Origin of the sequence: Bradyrhizobium sp. SBR1B, from assembly GCF_014198205.1 — a bacterium.
In the GTDB taxonomy this organism is placed as follows: Bacteria; Pseudomonadota; Alphaproteobacteria; order Rhizobiales; family Xanthobacteraceae; genus Bradyrhizobium.
The window spans coordinates 222,975-244,254 of the sequence record NZ_JACIHC010000011.1 but is presented as its reverse complement, the minus strand read 5'-3'; the positions used below and the strand labels follow the sequence as shown (position 1 = coordinate 244,254).

22 protein-coding genes are annotated in these 21,280 nt (G+C 65.2%); 7 read left to right on the top strand and 15 right to left on the bottom strand.

Features of this window, described 5'->3' with window-relative positions; all coding sequences use genetic code 11:
• Positions 1 to 48: 48 nt before the first annotated feature.
• On the top strand, positions 49 to 930 hold the full coding sequence (locus tag GGD61_RS25890; protein WP_177237261.1) for a LysR family transcriptional regulator: 882 nt from the start codon (positions 49 to 51) through the stop codon (positions 928 to 930).
• A 17-nt stretch (positions 931 to 947) separates the two neighbouring features.
• On the opposite strand, the gene GGD61_RS25885 is transcribed toward GGD61_RS25890, so the two are convergent.
• Both GGD61_RS25885 and GGD61_RS25880 read right to left on the bottom strand, forming a co-directional pair.
• Positions 948 to 1,664 (bottom strand): peroxiredoxin-like family protein, encoded by a 717-nt coding sequence (locus tag GGD61_RS25885; RefSeq protein WP_092259734.1) that lies wholly within the window; start codon positions 1,662 to 1,664, stop codon positions 948 to 950.
• 85 nt (positions 1,665 to 1,749) lie between these two features.
• Positions 1,750 to 2,034, bottom strand: coding sequence for a hypothetical protein (locus GGD61_RS25880; RefSeq protein WP_026202807.1), 285 nt, complete (start codon positions 2,032 to 2,034; stop codon positions 1,750 to 1,752).
• 238 nt (positions 2,035 to 2,272) lie between these two features.
• Here GGD61_RS25880 and GGD61_RS25870 point away from each other — a divergent pair, with 238 nt between their 5' ends.
• Positions 2,273 to 2,755 (top strand): cupin domain-containing protein, encoded by a 483-nt coding sequence (locus GGD61_RS25870; RefSeq protein WP_183231498.1) that lies wholly within the window; start codon positions 2,273 to 2,275, stop codon positions 2,753 to 2,755.
• Positions 2,756 to 2,836: 81 nt separating this feature from the next.
• On the top strand, positions 2,837 to 4,039 hold the full coding sequence (locus tag GGD61_RS25865; RefSeq protein ID WP_092259736.1) for an MFS transporter: 1,203 nt from the start codon (positions 2,837 to 2,839) through the stop codon (positions 4,037 to 4,039).
• On the opposite strand, the gene ccoS is transcribed toward GGD61_RS25865, so the two are convergent.
• The 10 genes from ccoS to GGD61_RS25815 form a co-directional block, all read right to left on the bottom strand.
• Positions 4,036 to 4,203, bottom strand: coding sequence for a cbb3-type cytochrome oxidase assembly protein CcoS (gene ccoS, locus GGD61_RS25860; protein WP_018322747.1), 168 nt, complete (start codon positions 4,201 to 4,203; stop codon positions 4,036 to 4,038). The genes GGD61_RS25865 and ccoS overlap by 4 nt on opposite strands.
• Positions 4,203 to 6,392: a cation-translocating P-type ATPase gene (locus GGD61_RS25855; protein WP_183231497.1), complete on the bottom strand. Its 2,190-nt coding sequence runs from the start codon at positions 6,390 to 6,392 to the stop codon at positions 4,203 to 4,205. The genes ccoS and GGD61_RS25855 overlap by 1 nt, the downstream gene beginning before the upstream one ends.
• Before the next feature lie 11 nt (positions 6,393 to 6,403).
• Positions 6,404 to 6,889, bottom strand: a complete 486-nt coding sequence (locus GGD61_RS25850; RefSeq protein ID WP_092259740.1) for a FixH family protein — start codon at positions 6,887 to 6,889, stop codon at positions 6,404 to 6,406.
• A 15-nt stretch (positions 6,890 to 6,904) separates the two neighbouring features.
• Positions 6,905 to 8,371: a cytochrome c oxidase accessory protein CcoG gene (gene ccoG / locus GGD61_RS25845; protein WP_092259742.1), complete on the bottom strand. Its 1,467-nt coding sequence runs from the start codon at positions 8,369 to 8,371 to the stop codon at positions 6,905 to 6,907.
• Between the two features lie 112 nt (positions 8,372 to 8,483).
• Complete coding sequence (gene ccoP, locus GGD61_RS25840; RefSeq protein ID WP_018322743.1) at positions 8,484 to 9,359, bottom strand: cytochrome-c oxidase, cbb3-type subunit III; 876 nt, start codon at positions 9,357 to 9,359, stop codon at positions 8,484 to 8,486.
• Positions 9,360 to 9,365: 6 nt separating this feature from the next.
• The gene (locus GGD61_RS25835; protein ID WP_018322742.1) at positions 9,366 to 9,530 is read right to left on the bottom strand and encodes a cbb3-type cytochrome c oxidase subunit 3; all 165 of its coding nucleotides are present in this window, start codon (positions 9,528 to 9,530) and stop codon (positions 9,366 to 9,368) included.
• A 13-nt stretch (positions 9,531 to 9,543) separates the two neighbouring features.
• Positions 9,544 to 10,278, bottom strand: coding sequence for a cytochrome-c oxidase, cbb3-type subunit II (gene ccoO, locus GGD61_RS25830; protein WP_092259744.1), 735 nt, complete (start codon positions 10,276 to 10,278; stop codon positions 9,544 to 9,546).
• Between the two features lie 11 nt (positions 10,279 to 10,289).
• Positions 10,290 to 11,939: a cytochrome-c oxidase, cbb3-type subunit I gene (gene ccoN / locus GGD61_RS25825; protein ID WP_018322740.1), complete on the bottom strand. Its 1,650-nt coding sequence runs from the start codon at positions 11,937 to 11,939 to the stop codon at positions 10,290 to 10,292.
• A 222-nt stretch (positions 11,940 to 12,161) separates the two neighbouring features.
• Positions 12,162 to 12,587 (bottom strand): HPP family protein, encoded by a 426-nt coding sequence (locus tag GGD61_RS25820; RefSeq protein WP_092259746.1) that lies wholly within the window; start codon positions 12,585 to 12,587, stop codon positions 12,162 to 12,164.
• A gap of 34 nt (positions 12,588 to 12,621) precedes the next feature.
• Entirely contained in the window at positions 12,622 to 13,455 is an 834-nt protein-coding gene (locus tag GGD61_RS25815) for a universal stress protein (RefSeq protein ID WP_092259748.1), read from the bottom strand.
• 200 nt (positions 13,456 to 13,655) lie between these two features.
• Here GGD61_RS25815 and fixL point away from each other — a divergent pair, with 200 nt between their 5' ends.
• The 4 genes from fixL to GGD61_RS25795 all read left to right on the top strand — a co-directional run bounded on the left by fixL (position 13,656) and on the right by GGD61_RS25795 (position 17,100).
• Positions 13,656 to 15,173, top strand: coding sequence for a sensor protein FixL (gene fixL / locus GGD61_RS25810; protein ID WP_018322737.1), 1,518 nt, complete (start codon positions 13,656 to 13,658; stop codon positions 15,171 to 15,173).
• 17 nt (positions 15,174 to 15,190) lie between these two features.
• Positions 15,191 to 15,808, top strand: coding sequence for a response regulator FixJ (gene fixJ, locus GGD61_RS25805; protein WP_018322736.1), 618 nt, complete (start codon positions 15,191 to 15,193; stop codon positions 15,806 to 15,808).
• A 73-nt stretch (positions 15,809 to 15,881) separates the two neighbouring features.
• Positions 15,882 to 16,298, top strand: a complete 417-nt coding sequence (locus GGD61_RS25800) for a response regulator transcription factor (RefSeq protein ID WP_092259750.1) — start codon at positions 15,882 to 15,884, stop codon at positions 16,296 to 16,298.
• A gap of 103 nt (positions 16,299 to 16,401) precedes the next feature.
• Positions 16,402 to 17,100, top strand: coding sequence for a helix-turn-helix domain-containing protein (locus GGD61_RS25795; protein WP_026202804.1), 699 nt, complete (start codon positions 16,402 to 16,404; stop codon positions 17,098 to 17,100).
• Positions 17,101 to 17,178: 78 nt separating this feature from the next.
• On the opposite strand, the gene GGD61_RS25790 is transcribed toward GGD61_RS25795, so the two are convergent.
• Genes GGD61_RS25790 through GGD61_RS25780 form a run of 3 tightly spaced genes read right to left on the bottom strand, consistent with a single transcriptional unit; the run spans position 17,179 to position 21,232 of the window.
• A complete protein-coding gene (locus GGD61_RS25790; protein WP_092259752.1) occupies positions 17,179 to 18,465 on the bottom strand; it encodes an MFS transporter in 1,287 nt (428 codons plus the stop codon).
• Positions 18,466 to 18,488: 23 nt separating this feature from the next.
• Positions 18,489 to 19,007: a PRC-barrel domain-containing protein gene (locus GGD61_RS25785; protein WP_177237263.1), complete on the bottom strand. Its 519-nt coding sequence runs from the start codon at positions 19,005 to 19,007 to the stop codon at positions 18,489 to 18,491.
• 20 nt (positions 19,008 to 19,027) lie between these two features.
• The gene (locus GGD61_RS25780) at positions 19,028 to 21,232 is read right to left on the bottom strand and encodes an amylo-alpha-1,6-glucosidase (RefSeq protein WP_183231496.1); all 2,205 of its coding nucleotides are present in this window, start codon (positions 21,230 to 21,232) and stop codon (positions 19,028 to 19,030) included.
• Positions 21,233 to 21,280: the final 48 nt, after the last annotated feature.

The following is a 21,280-nucleotide window of genomic DNA, read 5'->3' as shown; positions in this document are numbered from 1 at the left end:
CCGCTCCGATCGGTTAGATTTGGGGCCGATTTCGCCGGGAGCCGATCCATGGAAATGCATCAGGTCCGCTATTTCCTCGCGGTAGCGCAGCTGCTCAATTTCACGCGCGCGGCGGAGGAGTGCAACGTCACGCAACCCTCGCTCACGCGCGCGATCAAGCAGCTCGAGGCCGAGCTTGGCGGCGACCTGTTCCGCCGCGAGCGGCCGGCCGCGCAACTGACCGAGCTCGGCCAGCGCATGCATCCGCTCCTGAAGCAATGCTTCGACGCCGCCGCCGGCGCGCGCTCACTCGCCTCTTCGTTCAAAAGCGGAGAGGTCGGCGCGCTCCGTATCGCTCTGACCCATTCGATCGATCTGGCATTGCTCATTCCCCACCTCAACGAGATCAGGCGGCAGTTCAACCGGCTCGAACTGCGCTTCCTGCGCGGGACGAGCCGCGAGGTCGGTGAATTCCTGAAGAAGGGCGAGGCCGAGCTCGGCATCGCCGCCGAGATCGACGAGGCCTGGGACCGGCTCGACGCCTGGCCGCTGTTCACTGAGAGCTTCGAGCTCGTCGTTGGCGACGGACATCGGCTGGCCGGACGCAGCAGCATCGAACTGGACGATTTGCGCTCGGAACAACTGCTGAGCCGGACCTTCTGCGAGCACTCGCGCCGCATCTCCGCCAGCCTGCGTGAGCACGGCATCGAGCATGGCCACGAGATTTCGAGCGAGCGCGACGTGATCGAGCTGGTCGAGGCCGACATCGGCGTCGCCATGATTCCGCACACCTCGCCCCTGCCGCAGACGCTGACGCGCGCCACGGTCACCGGGCTCGACGCCCGCCGCACCGTCAGCCTTTACGGGGTCGCCGGGCGGCAGCGCACGGCGGTCGCCAACGCCGTGATGCGCATGCTGCGCGGCGCCGACTGGCGGGAGATTGCGGGATAAGCCCGTGTCGCGAGCGCTCAGTTCTCCCTGTCCGCGCTCTCTAGCGCTGCGAGCAGATCATCGATCTCCATGCGCTTGCGGAAATCGGGATCGACGAAGCGGGCCTTCACGATCCCGTCGCGGCCGACCACGAACACGGCCGGGATCGGCAGCATCCAGCCGTCATTGCCGTGGAATTTCGCCATGTCCTGGTAGGACAACAGGTCCTGGATCTCGGCGCCGAGCCAGATCGCGAGATTGAGCGACAGCGCATAGCCGTTATCGAGATCGGTCAGGATCGGAAACGGCGCGCCGGATTCAGCCTTGAGCTGCCTCGTGTATTCCTGCGTCTCCGGCATCACTGCAACGATCTGCGCACCCATGGCCTCGATGCGATCGAGCGCCTGAACCACCGCGCGGACATTGAGCCGGCAATAGGGACACCAATGGCCGCGGAAGAACATCACGGCGAGCGGACCGCGCTCCAGCAGCGACGGCAACGTGACGAGACGCCCGGACTCGTCCGGCAGCATGAACGGCGGCATCGCATCGCCCGGGCGCGGCGCGGTTTCACCACCGCCGTTCCCGCCCAATCTCGCCACCAGTCGATCGACGGCCTCACCATACGCCGGAAAGACCTCACGGCTGGCATCGGCATAGGCGCGGAGCTGATCGTTCAGCGTACCGTCCATGTCGCGGCAGCGCTGGAAGGCAAGCCTGAGCTGTTCCGCGTCGGCTGGCGAGAGAGCTGTCATCTTTCTGCTCCGGCATTCCCTTCGGCGAATATTAGTTTCCCGGTTCGGCCGCCCGCAAGGGGGCGGCCACGATGCCAGGGCCCGTTCAGTTCACGTAGAAATTGCCGGTCGGATCGAGCCGTCCCGAGGTGGTGTACATCGACCCATTGCTCATGAAGAAGACGGTGTTGTCGGGCACCTTCTTGGCGTTCTTCATCATCGCCTCGTGGTTCTTCTCGGCCGGCGCCATGGCCATCGCCGACATCTTGCCGGGGCCGCCATAGACATAGGCCATCCCGGCCTTGAAGTCCCAGGCGGCCTCCGAAAAAGCCGAGGTGGCGATGACCGCAAACGCGGCGGTGGCGATTAGGGTCTTGGACAATTTCGGCATGGGGTGCTCCTCCAAATTGACGTGAACGCCCGCCAATCGGGCGCCCTGTCATCGAACGCCGGATGCTACGAAAGCGGAAATGCCATTGCCCAATCGGATCGATAGCCGCTGCGCATCGACATAGCGCGCCGCTATCGCATCGAGAGCAAGCCGGCATTTCAGGATGGACGCGATCTCGATGAAGCTCCCGTCATCGCCGGCGACCAGCGGGGTTGCGGCCAACACAGGAGACCTTTCCATGTCCAAGAGCCATGCCTTGTCGCGTCTGATCTGGCCGGGCCTTGCCATCGTCGGCGCGCTGTCGCTCTCGGCGCAGCCGGTCGTTGCCGGCGAATGTCCGGCCGGCAAGATCAAGCCGAACGCCCAGCAGATGGTCGACTACAAACCCGTCGGGGTGACCGACGTCACGCTGGGCGCGATCGACCTCGGCAAGCAGCCGGCGCATATCGAGGGCCGCGAGCTGCGCTTCCGCAAGCTGACCATCGAGCCCGGCGGCATCGTGCCCTGGCATAGCCATGACGACCGCCCCGCTCTCATTTTCGTGCAACAGGGCGAGATCGTCGAATACGCCTCCAACTGCGTCGATCCGATCGTGCACAAGGCCGGCGACATCCGCCCCGAGGTTCACGGCACCTCGCATTGGTGGAAGAACCTCGGCAAGGAGACCGTCATTCTCTATGTCGGCGATGTCCGCAAGGATCCCAACGACCACCACATGTAACCGACCGGCCCCATCGCATTTCGTTACGAGAGGTGGCGCCCGGACTTTCCCCGGGCGCCGCATCCCTACAGGACAATCGCCATGACCGATCTTTCCGCGCCGATCAAACCGGCCGCCATGACGATGGAGGCGCAGGCGCCGGGTCTGGCGCTACGCTCGCTCGTGATCGGCCTCACTGCGTTCCTGACCGTCGTCGATCTCTTCGCAACGCAGGCGATCCTGCCCTCGCTCACACGCCATTACGACGTCACGCCCGCGGCGATGAGCTTTGCCGTCAACGCCAGCACGTTCGGCATGGCCGCAGCCAGCCTCGTGATTGGCTTTCTCAGCCCGCATATCGACCGCCGTACCGGCATCCTGCTCAGCCTGATGCTGCTGGCGCTCCCGACCGGCCTGCTGGCGATCGCGCCAAATCTCGCCGTCTTCACCGCCCTGCGCGTCGCGCAGGGCCTGTGCATGGCCTCGGCCTTCGCGCTGACACTGGCTCATCTCGGCGAGCAATGCAGCGCGATGGACGCCGGCGGCGCCTTTGCCGCCTACATCACCGGAAATGTCGCCAGCAACCTCGTCGGCCGGCTGATCTCGGCCGCAATTGCCGACGGCCTGGGCCTCGCCTGGAATTTCTATCTGTTCGCAGCGCTCAATCTGGCCGGCGCAGTGCTGGTCTACTTCACGATCAGGCGCGTGCCGCCGATGCATGCGGCGGCGCCGGCGGCATCGCCGCTGGCCGCCACGATGGCGCATTGGCGCAATCCGCGATTGCGCGCGGCCTTCGGTATCGGATTCTGCATCCTGTTCGCCTTCATCGGCACCTTCACCTTCGTCAATTTCGTTCTGGTCCGGCCGCCGCTGTCGCTCGGGATGATGGATCTCGGCCTCGTCTACCTGGTGTTCCTGCCCTCGGTCGTCACGACATTGCTGGCGGGGCGGGTTGCCTCACGCATCGGAGCACGCCCGACGATCTGGGGCTCGCTCGCCGTTGCCGGCATCGGGCTGCCACTGATGCTGACTGGGCGGCTACCTGAAGTGCTCACCGGGATGGTGCTGGTCGCGGTCGGAACCTTCTTTGCGCAGGCGGCAGCGACCGGCTTCGTCGGACAGACGGCGACCGAGCACCGCGGCGTCGCCAGCGGCACCTATCTAGCGTGCTACTTCTGTGGGGGTCTAGTCGGCACCGCCGTGCTCGGCCGACTGTTCGATGCCTTCGGCTGGCACGCTTGCATGACTGGCGTGGGCATAGCCCTTGCGGCCGCTGGCCTGCTCGCACTGAAACTGAAGCGCTAGCGCTTGGCCGGCACTTCCTGCGGCGGTTCGTCGTCGGCGATGGCGCGCCAGGCGGCGCCGTCGAGATCGTCGTACTGGCCGCTTCTGAGCGACCACAGGAAGGCGACGAGACCAGCGCCGCCGAGCATCAGCGCCAGCGGGACCAGGATGACCAGGATCTCCATCACAAGATCTCCCGCGAGGCGCTACGCGCGCGCAGCGAATTCAGCATCACCAGGATCGAGGATCCGCTCATGGCCGCCGCCGCGATCAGGGGCGTCACGACGCCGCTGATCGCAACCGGCACCGCGAGCACGTTGTAGCCGATCGCAAGCCAGAGATTCTGCCGCATCAGATGCAGCGCCTTGCGCGAGGCGTCGATGGCGGCAACCACCGGTGCCAGCGGCCGGCCGAGGAAGACGAGATCGGCGGTGGCCTGGCTCAAATGCGCCGCCGAAATCGGCGACATCGAAACATGGGCTGCCGCCAGCGAAGGCGCGTCGTTCATGCCGTCGCCAACCATCAGCACCTTGGCGCCGCGCCGCTTCAATTCCTCGATCCGCGCGATCTTGTCGGCCGGCGTGACGCCGGCACGCCATTCCGCGATGCCCAGCGCATGGGCCGCCGCGATCACTGCCGGCTCCCGATCGCCGGAGAGAATCTCAATGCCGATGTTGCGCGCCTTCAGCGCCGCGATCACGGCCTGCGCATCCGGACGCAGGCCCTGGCGGACCGAGAGGATGAACCTTTCGCTGCCCTTGCTGAAAGCGACGATGGAAGCTTCGGGATCGACAACGGCGCTCCCAACCAGCGCCTCGGCACCGCAGAAGGAGGGGCGGCCGAGGCGAAGCTCGACGCCCTCCACGGTCGCACGGACGCCCTGCCCGGCCTCTTCGACCGCACCGACGACAGGCGATCTGGCGCCGGCCGCCTGCGCCACGGCGGCGGCGACCGGATGATGGCTCGACAGCGCGAGCCGGCCGGCGAGTTCGAAGATGTCGGCGGGGATATTGGCGGCATTCATCACTTCGAGATCGGGCAGCGTCAGCGTGCCGGTCTTGTCGAAGATGACATGGTCGGCTTCGGCCAGCCGCTCGATCGCATCGCCGGAATTCAGCAGCACCCCGGACTTGAACATCGCGCCGGAGGCGACCGTCTGCACGGTCGGAATGGCGAGCCCCAGCGCGCAGGGACAGGTGATGATCAGCACGGCAACGCCCGTCACGATCGCATCATGCCAGGACGCGCCGGCGATGACCCAACCGAGGATGGTCAGAAGCGCGGTCGCATGCACCACCGGCGCGTAGAGACGCGAAGCACGGTCGGCAAGCCGCATGTAGCGCGAGCGCGCCTGCAGCGCGTTGTCGAGCAGCCGCGTGATCTCGGCGAGCAGCGTCGCCTCGGACGCCGCCGAGACCCGCACCCGCAACGTGCCGGAGATGTTCATCGAGCCCGCATAGACCGGCGCGCCCTGCCCGGCCGTGACATAGAGCGTCTCGCCGGTGATCAGGCTCTGGTCGATCTCCGAACGGCCCTCGATCACGGTGCCGTCGACCGCACAGCGCTCGCCGGGCCTGAGCAGCACGATGTCGCCCGGATGGATCGCGGCCACCGGCACCTGCGAGATCTCGTCGGAGCCGACGAACTTCGCGGCCGTCTCCGCCTTCAGCGCCGCGAGATTGCCGGCGACCGCGCGGGTCCGCCGCCGCATGTTCTGGTCGAGGAAGCGGCCGACGAGCAGGAAGGTCAGCAGCATGATCGCCGCGTCGAAATAGGCGTGCTCGGCGTGGTGGATGGTCTCGACTACAGACATGCCGAGCGCGAGGATCACGCCGATCGAGATCGGCACGTCCATGTTGGTCGTCTTCGCCGACAGCGCACGCCAGGCCGAGCGAAAGAACGGCTGGCCGGCATAGGCCGCCGCCGGCAATGCGATCAGCGCCGACAGCCAGTGGAAGAAGTCGCGCTGCTCGGGCAGCATGTCCGAGACGTTGCCCGACCACACCGGGATCGACAGCATCATCACGTTCATGGTGGCAAAGGCGGCGACGCCGAGGCAGCGTAGCAGGAAACGTGATTCGGCGACCTCGGACGCTTCCGCGCTCTCGGTCTCGAACGGATAGGCCTTGTAGCCGAGCTCCTCGAGGCGATCGATGAACCGACCTGGGTCGAGCGTGCCAGCCTTCCATTCCAGCGCGACGCGGCGGTCGGTGAGGTTGACGCGCGCCAGCGTGACGTCAGGAATGGCGGACAGGCCGCGTTCGATCTTGGCCATGCATCCGGCGCAATGAACGCCTTCCACCGCGAGATCGATGTGCTGGACGCCCTCGGCCGCAGCCCGGACGTAGTGCGAAAAATCCCGCGTGACGTGCATGTCGAAGTCCTTCAGTTCAGGATCACGCGATTACGCGACAGGAACACGCGCGTCCCCCGCGCCTCGCCCTCGATCACCAGATCCCATTGGCCCGGCGCGACGGAGGCGGCATTGCCGCGATAGAGGCCGATGCCGGCTTCGGTGAGCTCGACGGCGAGATCGGCGCGCTTGTCGGTCGGCCGCTCCAGCCGGCCGCCGAATTTAAGTCCGGCGATCGGCTGGCCGCCGGCATCGCGTGCTTCGACCTGAAGCAAGGCACCGCCGTCGCTGCGGCGCTCGATATGGGCGTTGACCTTCCATTTGCGCGCGGTCTGGTCCTGCGCTGCCGAGATCTCGCGATCATAGGTCAGTCCCGCGGCATAGGGGCTGTCGACCTCGGTGCCGGGCAGCGTCGCGATCGCGAGCTTCATCATGGTGACGTTGACGCCGATCACGAGGCCGAAAAAGGCGACCAGCATCAGGAAGACCTTGGTTCCGGTCAGCGGCTTGGATGCCATGATAGTCTCCTGGATCTACGGCGCGACGAAATTGTCGACGGCGCTCGCGGCGACGCCGAGGCCAATGTCCATGACGTGAAAGCGGACGGGAATCGACTTCTCCGGATTGTTCTCGGCCGGCGCGGTGACGAGCAGCCGCAGCTCACTGGTGGAGTCGCGCGGAATCACGATGATCGGCCTATCAGGCGTCACCGAATCGACGCCGACGACATGCATCGTGGGGTTGGCTGGCCCCTCCACGTCGATGGCGATAGCGCGGTCGTAGCCGCTCTTGTTCAGCAGGCGCACCGTGTAGGCGTTGCGGATCGAGCCGTCGCTGAGCTTGACCGCAACCGGATTGCGATCGTGCAGCACGTTGACGTCGAGCAGGCGGCGCGTCGCCAGCGTGTAGACCATGAAGCCGCCGATGGCCGCGATGATCGCGCTGTAGACGATGGTGCGGGGCCGGACGATCCGGTAGATCGGCGCCTTGCCCTCCTGGCGGCGATGGATGTTGATGTCGTTGTCGTAACCGATCAGTCGCTTCGGCCGGCCGATCTTGGTCATGACGTTGTCGCAAGCGTCGATGCACAGGCCGCACTGGATGCATTCCATCTGCGGTCCGTTGCGGATATCGATGCCGGTCGGGCAAACCGCGACGCATTGGTAGCAATCGACGCAATCGCCAACCTGCTCGCCGAGCGCGCGCAGTTCGGCGGCCTTCTTGACCGAGGTGCGCTTCTCGCCGCGATCGTAGCGGTAGGTGACGTTCAGCGCCCATTCGTCGGTGAGCGCGGCCTGGATGCGCGGCCACGGGCACATATAGGTACAGACCTGCTCGCGCATGTAGCCGGCGAGCAGATAGGTCGTCGCCGTGAGGATTCCGATCCAGACATAGGCAATCATCGGGCCCTGGAAGGTGACGAGCTCCTTCACCAGGGTTGGCGCGTCGTTGAAGTAGAGCACCCAGGCGCCGCCGGTCCACCAGGCGATCATGAGCCAGATCGAATGCTTGAGCACGATCTCGGAGATCCGCTCGAGCTTCAACGGGTCGGACGATTTGTCCTTCTTCATCCGCTCGCGCCGGTCACCCTCGACCAGGCGTTCGACGGCATAGAACAGGTCGGTCCAGACCGTCTGCGGGCAGAGATAGCCGCACCAGATGCGACCACCGACCGAGTTCATCAGGAACAGCGCTACCGCGGCCACGATCAACAGGCCGGTGAAGTAGTAGACCTCCTGCGGCCACAGCTCGATGAAGAAGAAGTAGAAGCGGCCATTGGGAAGATCGATCAGCACCGCCTGGCTGGGGGCGCCGAGTCCGCGGTTCCAGCGCACGAACGGCAGGAAATAATAGACGCCGAGGCAGATCGCCATCAGGCTCCATTTGATCCGGCGGAACGTGCCGGAGACGCTCTGGGGATAGACCTTCTTGTGGGCTGCGTAGAGCGGCCCGTTGTCATCGTCCAATGTGAGGTCTTTGGGGTTCACGGTCTTGTTCATCGCCTGGTGCTTCTCGAAAAGGTGCGATTGAACCTAGACCCGACACCGCCGCGTCAGTTGATCCAGCGCAAACGGGGGCACTTTTGTTCACCCCCGTCTGCAGCGAGATCTGCTATTTTCCACCGCCCAGCGAATGGACGTAGACCGCCATTGCCTTGATGGTGGCGGGATCGAGCCGCCCTTCCCAGGCCGGCATCACGCCGGCGCGGCCCTGGCTGATGGTCTCGATCAGAGCCGCTTCGTCGGAGCCGTAGAGCCAGATCTTGTCGGTGAGGTTCGGGGCGCCCATTTCCAAATTGCCCTTGCCGCCGTCGCCGTGGCAGGCGACGCAATTCTCCGCAAAGATCTTCTCGCCCTTGGCGGCATCAAAGCCGTTGCGGGTCGAAAGGCCCGACAGCGACCGCACGTAGTTGGCGACCGTGACGATCTCGTCGGCCTTCAGCACGCCGTCCTTGCCGAAGGCGAGCATCTGGCCCTCATGGGTCTTGGCATGACCGGAGCGCGCGCCGAACTGGATGGTCTGCATGATCTGGTCGAGCGTGCCGCCCCACAGCCAGTCGTCGTCGTTCAGGTTCGGATAGCCCTTGGCGCCGGCGGCACCCGAGCCGTGGCAAGGCGCGCAATTGTCGCCGAACACGGTCTTGCCCTTGGCGCGGGCGAGCGCCAGCAAGGCTGGGTCCTTCTCGATGTCGGCGAGCGAGGCGACGCCCAGCGCCGCCATCTTGTCACCTCGGATCTTCTCGAGGTTGGCGAGCTCGACCGCGACGTCGGCGCGCGAGGAGTAGCCGAACATGCCCGTGGTATTGCTGGAGATCAGCGGCCAGGCCGGATAGACGATCCAGTAGCCGATCGACCAGATGATGGTGAGGTAGAACGAGATCACCCACCAGCGCGGCAGCGGTGTGTTGAGCTCCTTGATACCGTCCCACTCGTGTCCAGTCGTGGACTTGCCGGAGACGGAATCGATGTCGCTATGATGATCGGTCATGGTCTCTCACTCCTCCCGCAACGGCAGGTGCGCTGCTTCGTCGAAGACAGCCTTGTTACGGGGCCAAAATGCGTAGGCGATGATCGCGAGAAAGATCGCGACGAACACCGGGGTCCAGATCGTCGTCACGAGCTCGGACGCTAGATTATGGACTGACAGGATAGCTTTCATCGTTCATGCCTTCTCAGCGAAGATTGGCTTTCTCGTTGTAGATCTTGAAGTCGACCAGCGTGCCGAGCATCTGCAGGTACGCGACCAGCGCGTCCATCTCGGTCGGCGTGCCGGCCTTGCCGTCGAAATTGCGCACGACGGCTTTGGCGTAGCGCTTGTTGAAGGCGTCGCCGCCGGAATTGTCCGGGTCGGCCTGGGCCTTCATGTCGGCGCCCGCGTTGGCGATCTGGTCGTCCGTATAAGGCGTGCCGACGGCCTTCAGCGTGCGCATGTGGTCGGCGATCGTATCCGGATCGACCTCGATCTGGCTGAGGAACGGATAGCCCGGCATCACCGACTGCGGCACGATCGCGCGCGGGTTGGTCAGATGGGTGACGTGCCAGTCGTCGGAATACTTTGCGCCGACTCGGGCAAGGTCGGGACCGGTGCGCTTCGAGCCCCACTGGAACGGATGGTCGTACATGCTCTCCGCGGCGAGCGAGAAGTGGCCGTAGCGCTCGACCTCGTCGCGCAGCGGGCGGACCATCTGCGAGTGGCAGAGATAGCAGCCCTCGCGGACATAGACGTTGCGGCCCGCCAGCTCCAGCGGCGTGTAGGGCCTGACCCCGTCGACCTTCTCGATCGTGCTCTTGAGGTAGAACAGCGGGGTGATCTCGACGAGCCCGCCGATCGCGATCACCAGCAGGATGCCGACGATCAGGATGATCGAGTTCTTTTCGAAGATTTGGTGGCGTGTCCAGAACGACATGGTGGAGCTCCTCATTCCGCCGGCTGAAGAGCGACGGGCATCTGGACTTCCGCCTCGCCGACGCGAACGGTCATCCAGAGGTTATAGGCCATGATCAACGAGCCGATCAGGAACAGCCCGCCGCCGGCGGCGCGGATGATGTAGAAGGGATGCATCGCCTCGACGGTCTCGATGAAGGAATATTCGAGGAAGCCGAGCGAGGTGTAGGCGCGCCACATCAGGCCCTGGAGGATGCCGGACACCCACATCGCCGAGATGTAGAGGACGATGCCGAGGGTCGCGACCCAGAAGTGCCAGTTGACGAGCTTCAGGCTGTAGAGCCCCTTGCGATTCCAGGCCCACGGCACCAGGCAGTAGAGCGCGCCGAAGGACACGAAGCCGACCCAGCCGAGCGCGCCGGAGTGCACGTGGCCGATGGTCCAGTCGGTGTAGTGGCTGAGCGAGTTGACCACCTTGATCGACATCATCGGGCCTTCGAAGGTCGACATGCCGTAGAAGGCGACGGAGACCACGAGCATGCGCAGCACGGGATCGGTGCGCAGCTTGTCCCAGGCACCCGACAGCGTCATCAGGCCGTTGATCATGCCGCCCCAGGAGGGCATCCACAGCATGATCGAGAAGGTCATGCCCAACGTCTGCGTCCAGTCCGGCAGCGCCGTGTAGTGCAGATGGTGGGGACCTGCCCAGATGTAGAGGAAGATCAGCGCCCAGAAGTGGATGATCGACAGCCGGTAGGAATAGATCGGCCGCTCGGCGCGCTTCGGGATGAAGTAGTACATGATGGCGAGGAAGCCGGCGGTCAGGAAGAAGCCGACCGCGTTGTGGCCGTACCACCACTGGAACATGGCGTCCTGGATGCCGCCCCAGGCGACGTAGGACTTCGAGCCGAACACCGAGACGGGAAGCGCCGGGTTGTTGCCGAGATGCAGCACCGCGATCGTCACGATGAAGGCGAGATAGAACCAGTTCGCGACGAAGATGTGCGGCTCCTTGCGCTTGATGACGGTGGCAAGGAAGACGAGCAGATAGACGACCCAGACGATGGTCAGCCACAGGTCGGCATACCATTCCGGCTCGGCATATTCCTTCGATTGAGTGACGCCGAGCAGATAGCCGGTGCCGGCGATCAGAATGAAGAAATTGTAGCCCACCACGACGAACCAGGGCGCGAGGTCGCCGGCGAGGCGCGCGCGGCAGGACTTCTGCACCACGTAGAAGGAGGTCGCGATCAGCACGTTGCCGCCGAAGGCGAAGATCACGGCGGAGGTGTGCAGCGGCCGCAGGCGGCCGAAGCTGGTCCAGGGCAGGTCGAAGTTCAGCGCAGGCCATGCCAGCTGCGAGGCGATGATGAGGCCGACGAGGAAGCCAGCAATGCCCCAGAACATCGCCATGAAGGAGGAGAATTTGATCGGGCCCATGTTGTAGTTCGGGCGCCCGTTGATCTCCTGTGGCGGCAGCGCCACCGGACGGTCGAGGTAGCGGTTGACGATGACGAACACCGCAGCAAGGCTCGCCGCCGCGCTGAGCGCGGCGTGGAAGGCGAACGGCGCATCGAGCGCCTTGGCCGAAGCGACCACGCAGAGGAAAGCGGTGACTGCGAACACGACAGCCAGGCCGCTTTCACCGATGGTCATGGATTTGGAAATGGAGGGCTGGCTCATGCGGATTCTCTCTGAAAGAACACAGCGCCAGAAACCACATTCACCCTCACTCGGAATTGATTGAAATCAAGAGCGGCACTTAAGTTCTTTCGGAGCAGGCGATGATCTTGCTGGTTCCCTTGAAATCTCGACACACGAGCACGCCGCCCGGCGTGACGCGCAAGCGGGAATAGCCTCCGTATGATCACGGAGGCGACAATGAAATCGATCAGGGATAGTGCGTCAGTCGCGCGCCGTCGCCTTCAGCGCCGCGATGACATCCTCACGGGCGATGATTCCGACCAGCTTCTGCGCACCATCGAGCACGATGATGCTCCTGATGCGGTGCTCCACCATGATCTGGAGCACGCGCGTCAGCCGCGTGTCGGGGCTGACATAGATGAACTCGGGCGTCATGACGTCGCCGATCTTGCGGCTCATCAGGTCGTGATAGCGCGGCAGCATCTGGCTCGGCGTGAAGGCGAAGCACTTCAGGATGTCGAATTTGGTGACGATGCCGACCACCTGCCCGTCGTCCTCGACCGGATAGGAGTTGAAATCGTCGGTCTCGAACATCTGGCTGAGCTCGAGCAGGTCACGGTCGCGCTGCACCGCCTTGACGTTGCGCGTCATGTAGCCGTCGACGGTCTGTTCAAGAAATCTGTACACGGCGCGTCCTCCTCGATTCGATTCTGGCCGGCCGTCAGTGCGACAGCAGCACGCTGCGGGCGGTCTGCGTGACCAGATATTGGGTGACGCCTCCCAGGATCAGTTCACGAAACCTCGAATGACCATAGGCACCCGCAACGATCAGTCCGGCATCGACGTCGCCGGCGACCTTCTCCAATTGCGCGGCGGCGGTTTCGTTCCGGGCGCCTTCGCAGATCCGCGCGGCCGCGGTGACGCCGTGGCGGGCGAGCCAGGCGGCAACGTCGGTGACGCCGGCCATCACGACCGAACGGTCGTCGTCGCGCTCCGGAATTGTGGCGATGGTGACGTCTCCTGCCTTGCGCAGCATCGGAAGCGCATCGGCCACCGCCCGCCGCGCCTCCGGCGTGTCCTTCCACGCCACCAGCACATTCCGCAGATCGAGCCAGTTGATTCGATCAGGCACCACCAGCAACGGTCGGCCGACCTGCATCACCAAGTCCCTGGGGCTTGCGAGCGAAAAGGCATCGGAGAAGGCCGGACTCTGCCCGCCGCTGACGATGATGTCGGCGCAGCGCGCCTGAGCCAGGACGAACCGCGTGGGAAAATCCGTGGCGCAGCGCCATTCCACGCGCCCGCCGCGAGTCCGGGTCGCGGCGCGGAATTCCGCCTCCAGATCGCCCAGACACCGCTTGACTGAGGCCTCCTCCTGATCGATCAGGCGCTGGGCCTCCGCACCGTCGGTGAAATAAAGCGGCGGCGTAAACCGGGCTGCAGCAACCCCGACGAGCGTGGCCTCGAATCGTTCGGCGAGTTCGCCCGCGACCTGAAGACGCGCTTCGTTGGACTGGTCGAGCGCCAGGCTGACCATCACCGTCGCGTATGTCATCGGTATTCTCCAGTGCAAAGACTTTGGGAAAATTTACGCCTGCCTCCGCACATCGGGATGAGATAGATCAAGGAGGGCGCCGGCGCCCGACTTGCCGTCAATCGGCAAGCCGACAGAACTTGCCTCCGGCCCGGCCTTAGGCGACATTAGGGGAGCGGTAACCGCGTCCGGAGCCGCCGCATCAGGATGAGGAACATCATTTGTCGCCGACCCGCGTAACGCACTCGCAGGACGACGGTGGGGGCGAACGTTTTCGCGTTCGGATCGAAGGGTTTGGCGTCGGCACCTGGGATCTCGACCTCGCGACACGGGAATTGGATTGGTCCGATACCGCCAGAGCCCTGCTCGGCGTCGAGCCGGGTCAGCCGGCGAGCTACGATCTCTTCCTGTCGCGGCTTCAACCGACGGACAGGGAGCGGGTCGAGAGCGCAATCAAGCGCGTTTCCGAGCGTGGCGGCAGCTTCGACGTGTCTTTCAAGGTCGCGAACACCTCAGGCAACGGGCAATGGATCCGCGCCCGGGCCGGACTCATTCGGGACGAAGCCGGCACGGCGCGTCATCTCAGCGGCATCTTTCTCGACATCGACGAGGAAAAGCAGGTCGAGGAGGCGCTACGCACGCGCGAGACCCACCTCCGCTCGATTCTCCATACTATTCCCGACGCCATGATCGTCATCGACGGCCACGGCATCATGCAGCTGTTCAGCACGGCCGCGGAGCGCCTGTTCGGCTGGTCCGAGCACGAGGCGATCGGTCAGAACGTCAGCATTCTGATGCCGGAGCCCGATCGCACCCGCCATGACGGCTACATCGCCCGCTACCGCTCCACGAACGATCCGCACATCATCGGCATCGGCCGCATCGTGACCGGGAAGCGCCGCGACGGCACGACCTTTCCGATGCACCTGTCGATCGGCGAGATGGAATCCGCCGGCGAGCCCTATTTCACCGGATTCGTCCGCGACCTCACCGAGCACCAGCAGACCCAGGCCCGGCTCCAGGAATTGCAATCCGAGCTGGTCCACGTCTCGCGACTGACCGCGATGGGCGAAATGGCCTCCGCGCTCGCCCACGAGCTCAACCAGCCGCTGGCCGCGATCAGCAATTACATGAAGGGATCGCGGCGGCTGCTCGCCGGCAGCACCGACGCGAACACGCCGAAGATCGAAAGCGCGCTGGATCGCGCGGCGGAGCAGGCCTTGCGCGCCGGTCAGATCATCCGGCGTCTGCGCGACTTCGTCTCGCGCGGCGAGTCGGAGAAGCGGGTCGAGAGCCTGTCCAAGCTGATCGAGGAGGCCGGCGCGCTCGGGCTCGCCGGCGCGCGCGAGCAGAACGTGCAGCTCCGCTTCAGCCTCGATCCCGACGCCGATCTCGTCCTCGCCGACCGGGTGCAGATCCAGCAGGTGCTGGTCAATCTGTTCCGCAACGCGCTGGAGGCGATGGCGCAGTCGTCGCGCCGCGAGCTCGTCGTGGCCAACACCCGCGTCGCCGACGACATGATCGAGGTGGAGGTCTCCGACACCGGCTCCGGCTTCCAGGGCGACGTCATTCCAAACCTGTTTCAGACCTTCTTCACCACCAAGGAAACCGGCATGGGCGTGGGACTGTCCATCAGCCGCTCGATCATCGAGGCTCACGGCGGCCGCATGTGGGCCGAGAGCAATGCATCGGGCGGCGCGACATTCCGCTTTACCTTGCCGGCGACCGCCGAGAACTGACTGACGAGAACCAATTCATGACCACCAAGGGACATATCTACGTCATCGACGACGATGCGGCGATGCGGGATTCGCTGAACTTCCTGCTGGATTCGGCCGGCTTCGGCGTCACGCTGTTCGACAATGCGCAGAGCTTCATCGATGCCCTGCCCGGCCTCGCCTTCGGCTGCGTCGTCTCCGACGTGCGCATGCCGGGACTCGACGGGATCGAGCTGCTCAAGCGGATGAAGGCGCAGCAGAGCCCGTTTCCGATCCTGATCATGACCGGTCATGGCGACGTGCCGCTCGCGGTCGAGGCGATGAAGCTGGGGGCGGTCGACTTCCTGGAAAAGCCGTTCGAGGACGACCGCCTCACCACCATGATCGAATCGGCGATCCGCCAGGCCGAGCCCGCCGCCAAGAGCGACGCCGTCACGCAGGACATCGCCGCCCGCGTCGCCTCCTTGAGCCCCCGGGAGCGCCAGGTCATGGAGGGGCTGATCGCGGGCCTGTCCAACAAGCTGATCGCCCGCGAATACGACATCAGCCCGCGCACCATCGAGGTCTACCGCGCCAACGTCATGACCAAGATGCAAGCCAACAGCCTGTCGGAGCTGGTCCGCCTCGCAATGCGCGCCGGCATGCTCAACGATTGAGGCATGTCGGATAGAGGCAAACGGGATTGAGCCAAGTCAAGGCCCCTTCCCGGCGCCGTGCTAGCCAAGCAGCATGATCGAGGTCGGTTCACATCACGAGCGGCCGTCGTCCTCAGCGCTCCCCACCGTCTACGTGGTCGATGATGATGCCGCCGTCCTGGGCTCTCTGCGGTTCCTGCTGGAAACCGACGGCTTTGCCGTGCGGACCTTCAGGAGCGGCACCGCGCTGCTCAACGCCGGCGGCGCGCCCGGGGCGGACTGCTACGTGATCGACTACAAGATGCCCGACATCAACGGCATCGAGCTTGCGGGCCGCCTGCGCGAGGCCGACCGCGGCGCCCCCGTGATCCTGATCACCGGCTATCCGGACGAGAACATCTCGACCCGTGCGGCTGCGGCGGGCGTCAAAGACGTGGTTTTGAAGCCGCTTCTCGACGAAACCCTGATCAAGCGCATTCGCCGCGCGATTCAGGACCGCTCCCGCGCGTGACCTACGGGATTCTACGTAGGTAGACCCCCTTAAGATATCGCTCGAAATTTTCGAAGCCCCCGATACCGCGTACCAAAGCGTCATCACAACGGAGATGGCGCAGATGCTCACCCAGACCCTCAACACCCAGGCGATCAACACCCAGATTGTTGGCAAGATCGCCCCCGGCCATCCCGTTACCGACCAGTTCGGCGCCATCACCGGCCATGTCGGCCTCGTCGCCACCGAGTTCTCCTACCGCAAGGACGAGGAGATCTATGGCGAGGACGAGCCGGCCGAATATGTCTACCAGGTCGTGTCCGGCGCAGTGAGCAGCTACAAGCTCCTGTCCGACGGCCGCCGCCAGATCGGCGCCTTCCATCTTCCCGGCGACGTGTTCGGCCTCGAATCCGGTCCCGCTCACCGCCTTGCTGCCGAAGCCATCATCGACACCACCGTGCGTCTCGTGAAGCGCGCCAGCCTCGAGAAGGCCGCAGGCACCGACGTCCAGGTCGCCCGCAAGCTCTGGGCCATGACCGCCTCCGAGCTGCGCCATGCCGAGGACCACATGCTGCTGCTGGGGCGCAAGACCGCGATGGAGCGCGTTGCGACCTTCCTGCTCGAAATGGACCGCCGCCTCGCCGTTGCCGGCATGATGGCGCTGCCGATGTGCCGCCGCGACATCGGCGACTATCTCGGCCTCACCCTCGAAACCGTGTCGCGCGCGCTGTCGCAGCTCCACGCCCAGGGCATTCTGGGCTTCTCCGGCGCCCGCCAGATCGTGTTGCGCAACCGCCAGCGCCTGCAACATCTCGACGCTTGAGCTTCGCCTGATCTTCCTCCTCCTACCCACTTGGCCGGCCGAACGCGTTTCGGCCGGCCTTTTTCTTTGGGCCGCGAATCATGCCGTGCGCCGCGTCTCCGGCATCACGAAGAGAATCAGCAAGAGCCCGGTCGCGGCCACACCCGACAGCCCGATGAAGGCGGTCGCATTGCCGAACTTGTCGCTGACATAGCCTCCGAGCACCGTGCTCAGCGACGCGCCGATGCCGGTCGCGGTGCCGACGATGCCCTGCGCCAGGTTGAAATGGCCGCTGCCAAAGGCGACGTCGGCCACGATCAGCGGAATCATCACCGCGAACACCGCCGCGGTGATGCCGTCAAACACCTGCACGGCGACCAGCAGATACGGATCGCGCACGGTCGCAAACAACAGGCCGCGAATCGCCAGCGCACCGAACCCGATCAGCAGCAGCGGCCGCCTGCCCCACGCTTGCGCCTTGCGGCCGACCGTCGGTGACAGCAGCGCCACGATCGCTTGCGGAACGACGATGCAAAAGGCGACGAGCACTGTCGCCCATTGGGCGGACCGCGCCGTCACTGCACTCGCCATCAGTGGCATCATCGCGGCATTCGCGAGTTGCAGCAGCAGCACGCTGAGCGCGAAGACGATGAGCGGACGCTGCCGGATCAGGTGCCAGATGTTGGTGTCGCCGCGATCCGCCGATTCGCGCGGCATCTCGCCATGACAGCGGGCGATGTCGACCTCATTCTCACGGATGCGCGAGAGCGCGATCAGGGTGGGGATCGCGAGCAGGAAGGTGACCAGGAAGACCGAGCGGCTCGACAACAGATAGCCCGCGGTACCCATCACCGCCGCGGCAACGCCATTGCCGAGGGAGGCAAAGCGCGCGTTGCGGCCGAGCCGCTCGCTGATCGCGAACGGGCCGACCAGACCAAGGCTGATCGCCGCAATCGCCGGCCCCAGCACGCAGCTCGCCGCCGCGTGCAAGGTGGCCGCGGCCACCACCACAGGAAAGATCGGCATCGCCGCATAGGCCAGCGCGCAAGCGCCGATGGTCGCGATCGCGAGGGCGGCGACCAGTCGCTCCGATTTCGCGGCATCGATGATCGCCCCGCCCGGCATCTGCCCGATCAACGCGACGATACCACCGATTGACAGCACGAGGCCGATCTCGACCTGGGTCCATTTCTGGGTCGTCAGATAGACCGCGATGAAGGGACCGAATCCGGTCTGCACGTCGGCGAGGAAGAAGATGAACCAGTCGAGGCCGCGCAGGCTCTGGCGCGACGGCGCAGGAATGCCCGCGGCCGATGGCGCGGCGACGTTGTCCTGCTCGGCGCGGCCGTCACGATCTGCATGGTTCGGCTTCCTCGACAACAGCACAGGCGGTCAGCCCTCCCGGCACCTCACTGGATCGCTTGCAGCGGTTGAAGGCTGCCGGATGCGCCGAGCACGACGATCGGCGTGTCTTCCTTGTATTCGGGCGCGGCCGCGACCTGCGCTTTGGTCAGTTCCAGCGTGATGCTGTCTTTCTTGTTGGCAATCTTGCCGAAGCGCAATGCGTTCCAATCCACCACGATCTTGCGGCTGCCGACGCCGAGAAATCCGCCGAAATCGATGGCTGCGGCGCGGACATGGCCGCCACGGTCGACGATGACGTCGACGATGCGGCCCATGTCTTCATCCGCGGCGCTACGCACGTCGCGGCCGAGCACGCCATGGGCCTCGCTCGCACCGATGATGGTCACCGACGGCGGCGGCGCTGCGTCCTTCGGCGTGACAGGGACGGCCGAGGTCGGCGACGGTACCGTCGGCGCTTTCGCCTCGCTCTGCCCTGCAGGCGGCTCCTCTGCGGCGCGCGACGTGGCCGCCGCCAGGCCCGCGACGATGGCTATGCCAAGGAACAACGCTCCGACCGCACGCATGACACTCTCCCCGCGCGCCGCTAGCGCGCCAGCACGATCGACACCTGGATCTGGCCTCGCGTGCGCAATACTTCCAGCGCCACGTCGTCGCCGTGGCGGCTGACGCGAAGATCGACGCTGGATTCGCCGAGTCTGAGATCGCGCAGGATCACCTCGTTGAGGAACGCCGGCAGATGCGGGTTGCGCAGGCGAATCTCGCTGCGCGCCACGTCGAACTCGATGCCGAGCGCCGCCTCCAGCAGCGTGAACGGCGTCGCGCTGGCCCAGGCCTGCGGCGCGCAGGCGACCGGATAGAGCGTCGGGCCGCGCCGCTTCTCGCGCCGGAAACCGCAGAACAATTCGGGCAACCGGCGCAAGTCCATATAGGTGGCGGCGTCGAACAGCCCCTTGAAGACATGAGCGACCGAATGCTTGAGGCCGTAGCGCGCGAGCCCGAGCGCGATCAGCGCGTTGTCGTGCGGCCAGATCGACCCGTCATGATATGACATCGGGTTGTAGCGCACTTCGCCCTGCGCGACGGTGCGGATACCCCAGCCCGAGAAGAAATGCGGCCGCATCAGATCGGCGGCGACGAGGCGGGCACGGTCCTCGCGGATCATGCCGCTGAACAGCACCTGGCCGGCGTTCGAAGTCCGCACCTTGCAGGGCCGCTTCCTGCCGTCGAGGGCGAGCGCGTAGGTGCCGAGCTCCTCGCACCAGAATGCCTTCTCGAAACGCTCGGCCAGCGTCCTGGCTTCGGCCTCGAGCTTGCGCACGCGGTCCGGCTTGCCGAGCCGCAGCGCGCAACGCGCGGCGAGCAGCTTGGCGGCGTAGACGTAGCCCTGGACTTCGGCGAGCGCGATGTTGCCTTCCGCAAGCTGGCCGTCCGCATGGAAGATCGCGTCGTAGGAATCCTTCCAACCCTGGTTGGCGAGTCCCTTCTCGGTGGCGCGCTGGTATTCGACGAAGCCGTCCTGGTCGGGATCGCCGGGACCGTCGATCCAGGCCAGCCCCGCCTCGATCGCCGGCCATAATTCGATCAAGGTCTTCTCGTCGCCGGTCCGTTCGAAATAGCTCCCGGCGAGCAGGACGAACAGCGCGGTCGAATCGACACTGCCGTAATATTGCGCGAACGGCACCTCGCGCAGCGCCGCCATCTCGCCGCCGCGCATCTCATGCAGGATCTTGCCCGGCGCGGCATCGGCGAGCGGATCTGTCGCCTTGGCCTGGAAATGCGCGAGCCGGCGCAAGACGCCCTTGGCGACGCGCGGATCGACCCACAGCATCTGGAGCGCGGTGATCAGGCCGTCGCGGCCGAACGTCGTCGAGTACCAGGGAATGCCGGCATAGGGATAACGCCCCTGCGGCGTCTCCGTCATCAGCATGTTGAGGTCGGCCATGGCCTGGCACAGCACCTCGTTGAAGATGTTATTAGAGGTCTCGATGCTGGCGGCGCCCATCGTGGACCGGCGCATCTCGCGGCGATGGGCGAGCAAGCCCCTGAAGAAGCGTGCGGGCTTCTCGGCGACCGGACGGTTGCAGGATACGGCTACGAACAGCGATTTCGATTCATGAGGGTCAAGCTCGAGCTGCCAGGTCGCGGCATTCACCGACAGCCGCGTCGGACGCGGGTCGAAATGCAGGCCCGTAGTGCGCTCGGTGTCGTCGAGGCCGCGATATTCGAACAGCACGTCGGTCGGCCCGAGCAATTTGCTCGTGCCGGTCCCGCGGCGCGGACGGCGCTCGCCGCGGACCTCGAACAGATCGGCAAAGTCGTTGTCGAACAGCAGCGTCAGCTCGAAACTGGCGCGGCCGTCGCCGTGGTTTTGCACGCCGATGCGCTGATAGGCCGTGCCGCGCCACAGGAAAATCGTGCGCACGATGTGCAGCAGGTCCTTCTGGAAGACGAGGCGGCCCTGCCGGTAGATGTCGGGATTGGTGAGATCGACGGTGAGCGCCGAATTGTCGTCGCGCAGGTTGGAGCCGAGCAACAGCGGCTGGAGATCGTCGAGCACGAGCTCCAGCCGCGCCAGATAGCGGGTGTCGTAGTGAAACAAGCCGTCCGGCCCGCCGGCCGACGCGCCGATGTCGCCATGGCTGTCGAGCACGATAAAGGTGTCGTCATGTTTCAGGGACCGCCGCGGCCGCGCGGCGGGCCCCGTCATCGGAATGTAGAACGTCTGCTCCGCGACGGCCTCCACCGTCTGCGATACGGAGATGATCTTGGTTACGGCTTCGGCTGCCATGAGCTGCTCCCCTGCGCCTTGTTTCGAAACGCAACCAACGCGAACGCG

Bases quoted from the DNA above. Each gene is read 5' to 3' on its own strand.
- GGD61_RS25890 (WP_177237261.1), top strand. From the start codon at position 49: ATGGAAATGCATCAGGTCCGCTATTTCCTCGCGGTAGCGCAGCTGCTC.
- ccoS (WP_018322747.1), bottom strand. From the start codon at position 4,203: ATGGAGATCCTGGTCATCCTGGTCCCGCTGGCGCTGATGCTCGGCGGC.
- GGD61_RS25785 (WP_177237263.1), bottom strand. From the start codon at position 19,007: ATGCGTGCGGTCGGAGCGTTGTTCCTTGGCATAGCCATCGTCGCGGGC.
- GGD61_RS25865 (WP_092259736.1), top strand. From the start codon at position 2,837: ATGACCGATCTTTCCGCGCCGATCAAACCGGCCGCCATGACGATGGAG.
- GGD61_RS25800 (WP_092259750.1), top strand. From the start codon at position 15,882: ATGATCGAGGTCGGTTCACATCACGAGCGGCCGTCGTCCTCAGCGCTC.
- GGD61_RS25835 (WP_018322742.1), bottom strand. From the start codon at position 9,530: ATGAAAGCTATCCTGTCAGTCCATAATCTAGCGTCCGAGCTCGTGACG.
- GGD61_RS25870 (WP_183231498.1), top strand. From the start codon at position 2,273: ATGTCCAAGAGCCATGCCTTGTCGCGTCTGATCTGGCCGGGCCTTGCC.
- GGD61_RS25855 (WP_183231497.1), bottom strand. From the start codon at position 6,392: ATGCACGTCACGCGGGATTTTTCGCACTACGTCCGGGCTGCGGCCGAG.
- ccoP (WP_018322743.1), bottom strand. From the start codon at position 9,359: ATGACCGATCATCATAGCGACATCGATTCCGTCTCCGGCAAGTCCACG.
- ccoG (WP_092259742.1), bottom strand. From the start codon at position 8,371: ATGAACAAGACCGTGAACCCCAAAGACCTCACATTGGACGATGACAAC.
- ccoO (WP_092259744.1), bottom strand. From the start codon at position 10,278: ATGTCGTTCTGGACACGCCACCAAATCTTCGAAAAGAACTCGATCATC.
- GGD61_RS25795 (WP_026202804.1), top strand. From the start codon at position 16,402: ATGCTCACCCAGACCCTCAACACCCAGGCGATCAACACCCAGATTGTT.
- GGD61_RS25815 (WP_092259748.1), bottom strand. From the start codon at position 13,455: ATGACATACGCGACGGTGATGGTCAGCCTGGCGCTCGACCAGTCCAAC.
- ccoN (WP_018322740.1), bottom strand. From the start codon at position 11,939: ATGAGCCAGCCCTCCATTTCCAAATCCATGACCATCGGTGAAAGCGGC.
- GGD61_RS25885 (WP_092259734.1), bottom strand. From the start codon at position 1,664: ATGACAGCTCTCTCGCCAGCCGACGCGGAACAGCTCAGGCTTGCCTTC.
- GGD61_RS25880 (WP_026202807.1), bottom strand. From the start codon at position 2,034: ATGCCGAAATTGTCCAAGACCCTAATCGCCACCGCCGCGTTTGCGGTC.
- GGD61_RS25850 (WP_092259740.1), bottom strand. From the start codon at position 6,889: ATGGCATCCAAGCCGCTGACCGGAACCAAGGTCTTCCTGATGCTGGTC.
- fixJ (WP_018322736.1), top strand. From the start codon at position 15,191: ATGACCACCAAGGGACATATCTACGTCATCGACGACGATGCGGCGATG.
- GGD61_RS25780 (WP_183231496.1), bottom strand. From the start codon at position 21,232: ATGGCAGCCGAAGCCGTAACCAAGATCATCTCCGTATCGCAGACGGTG.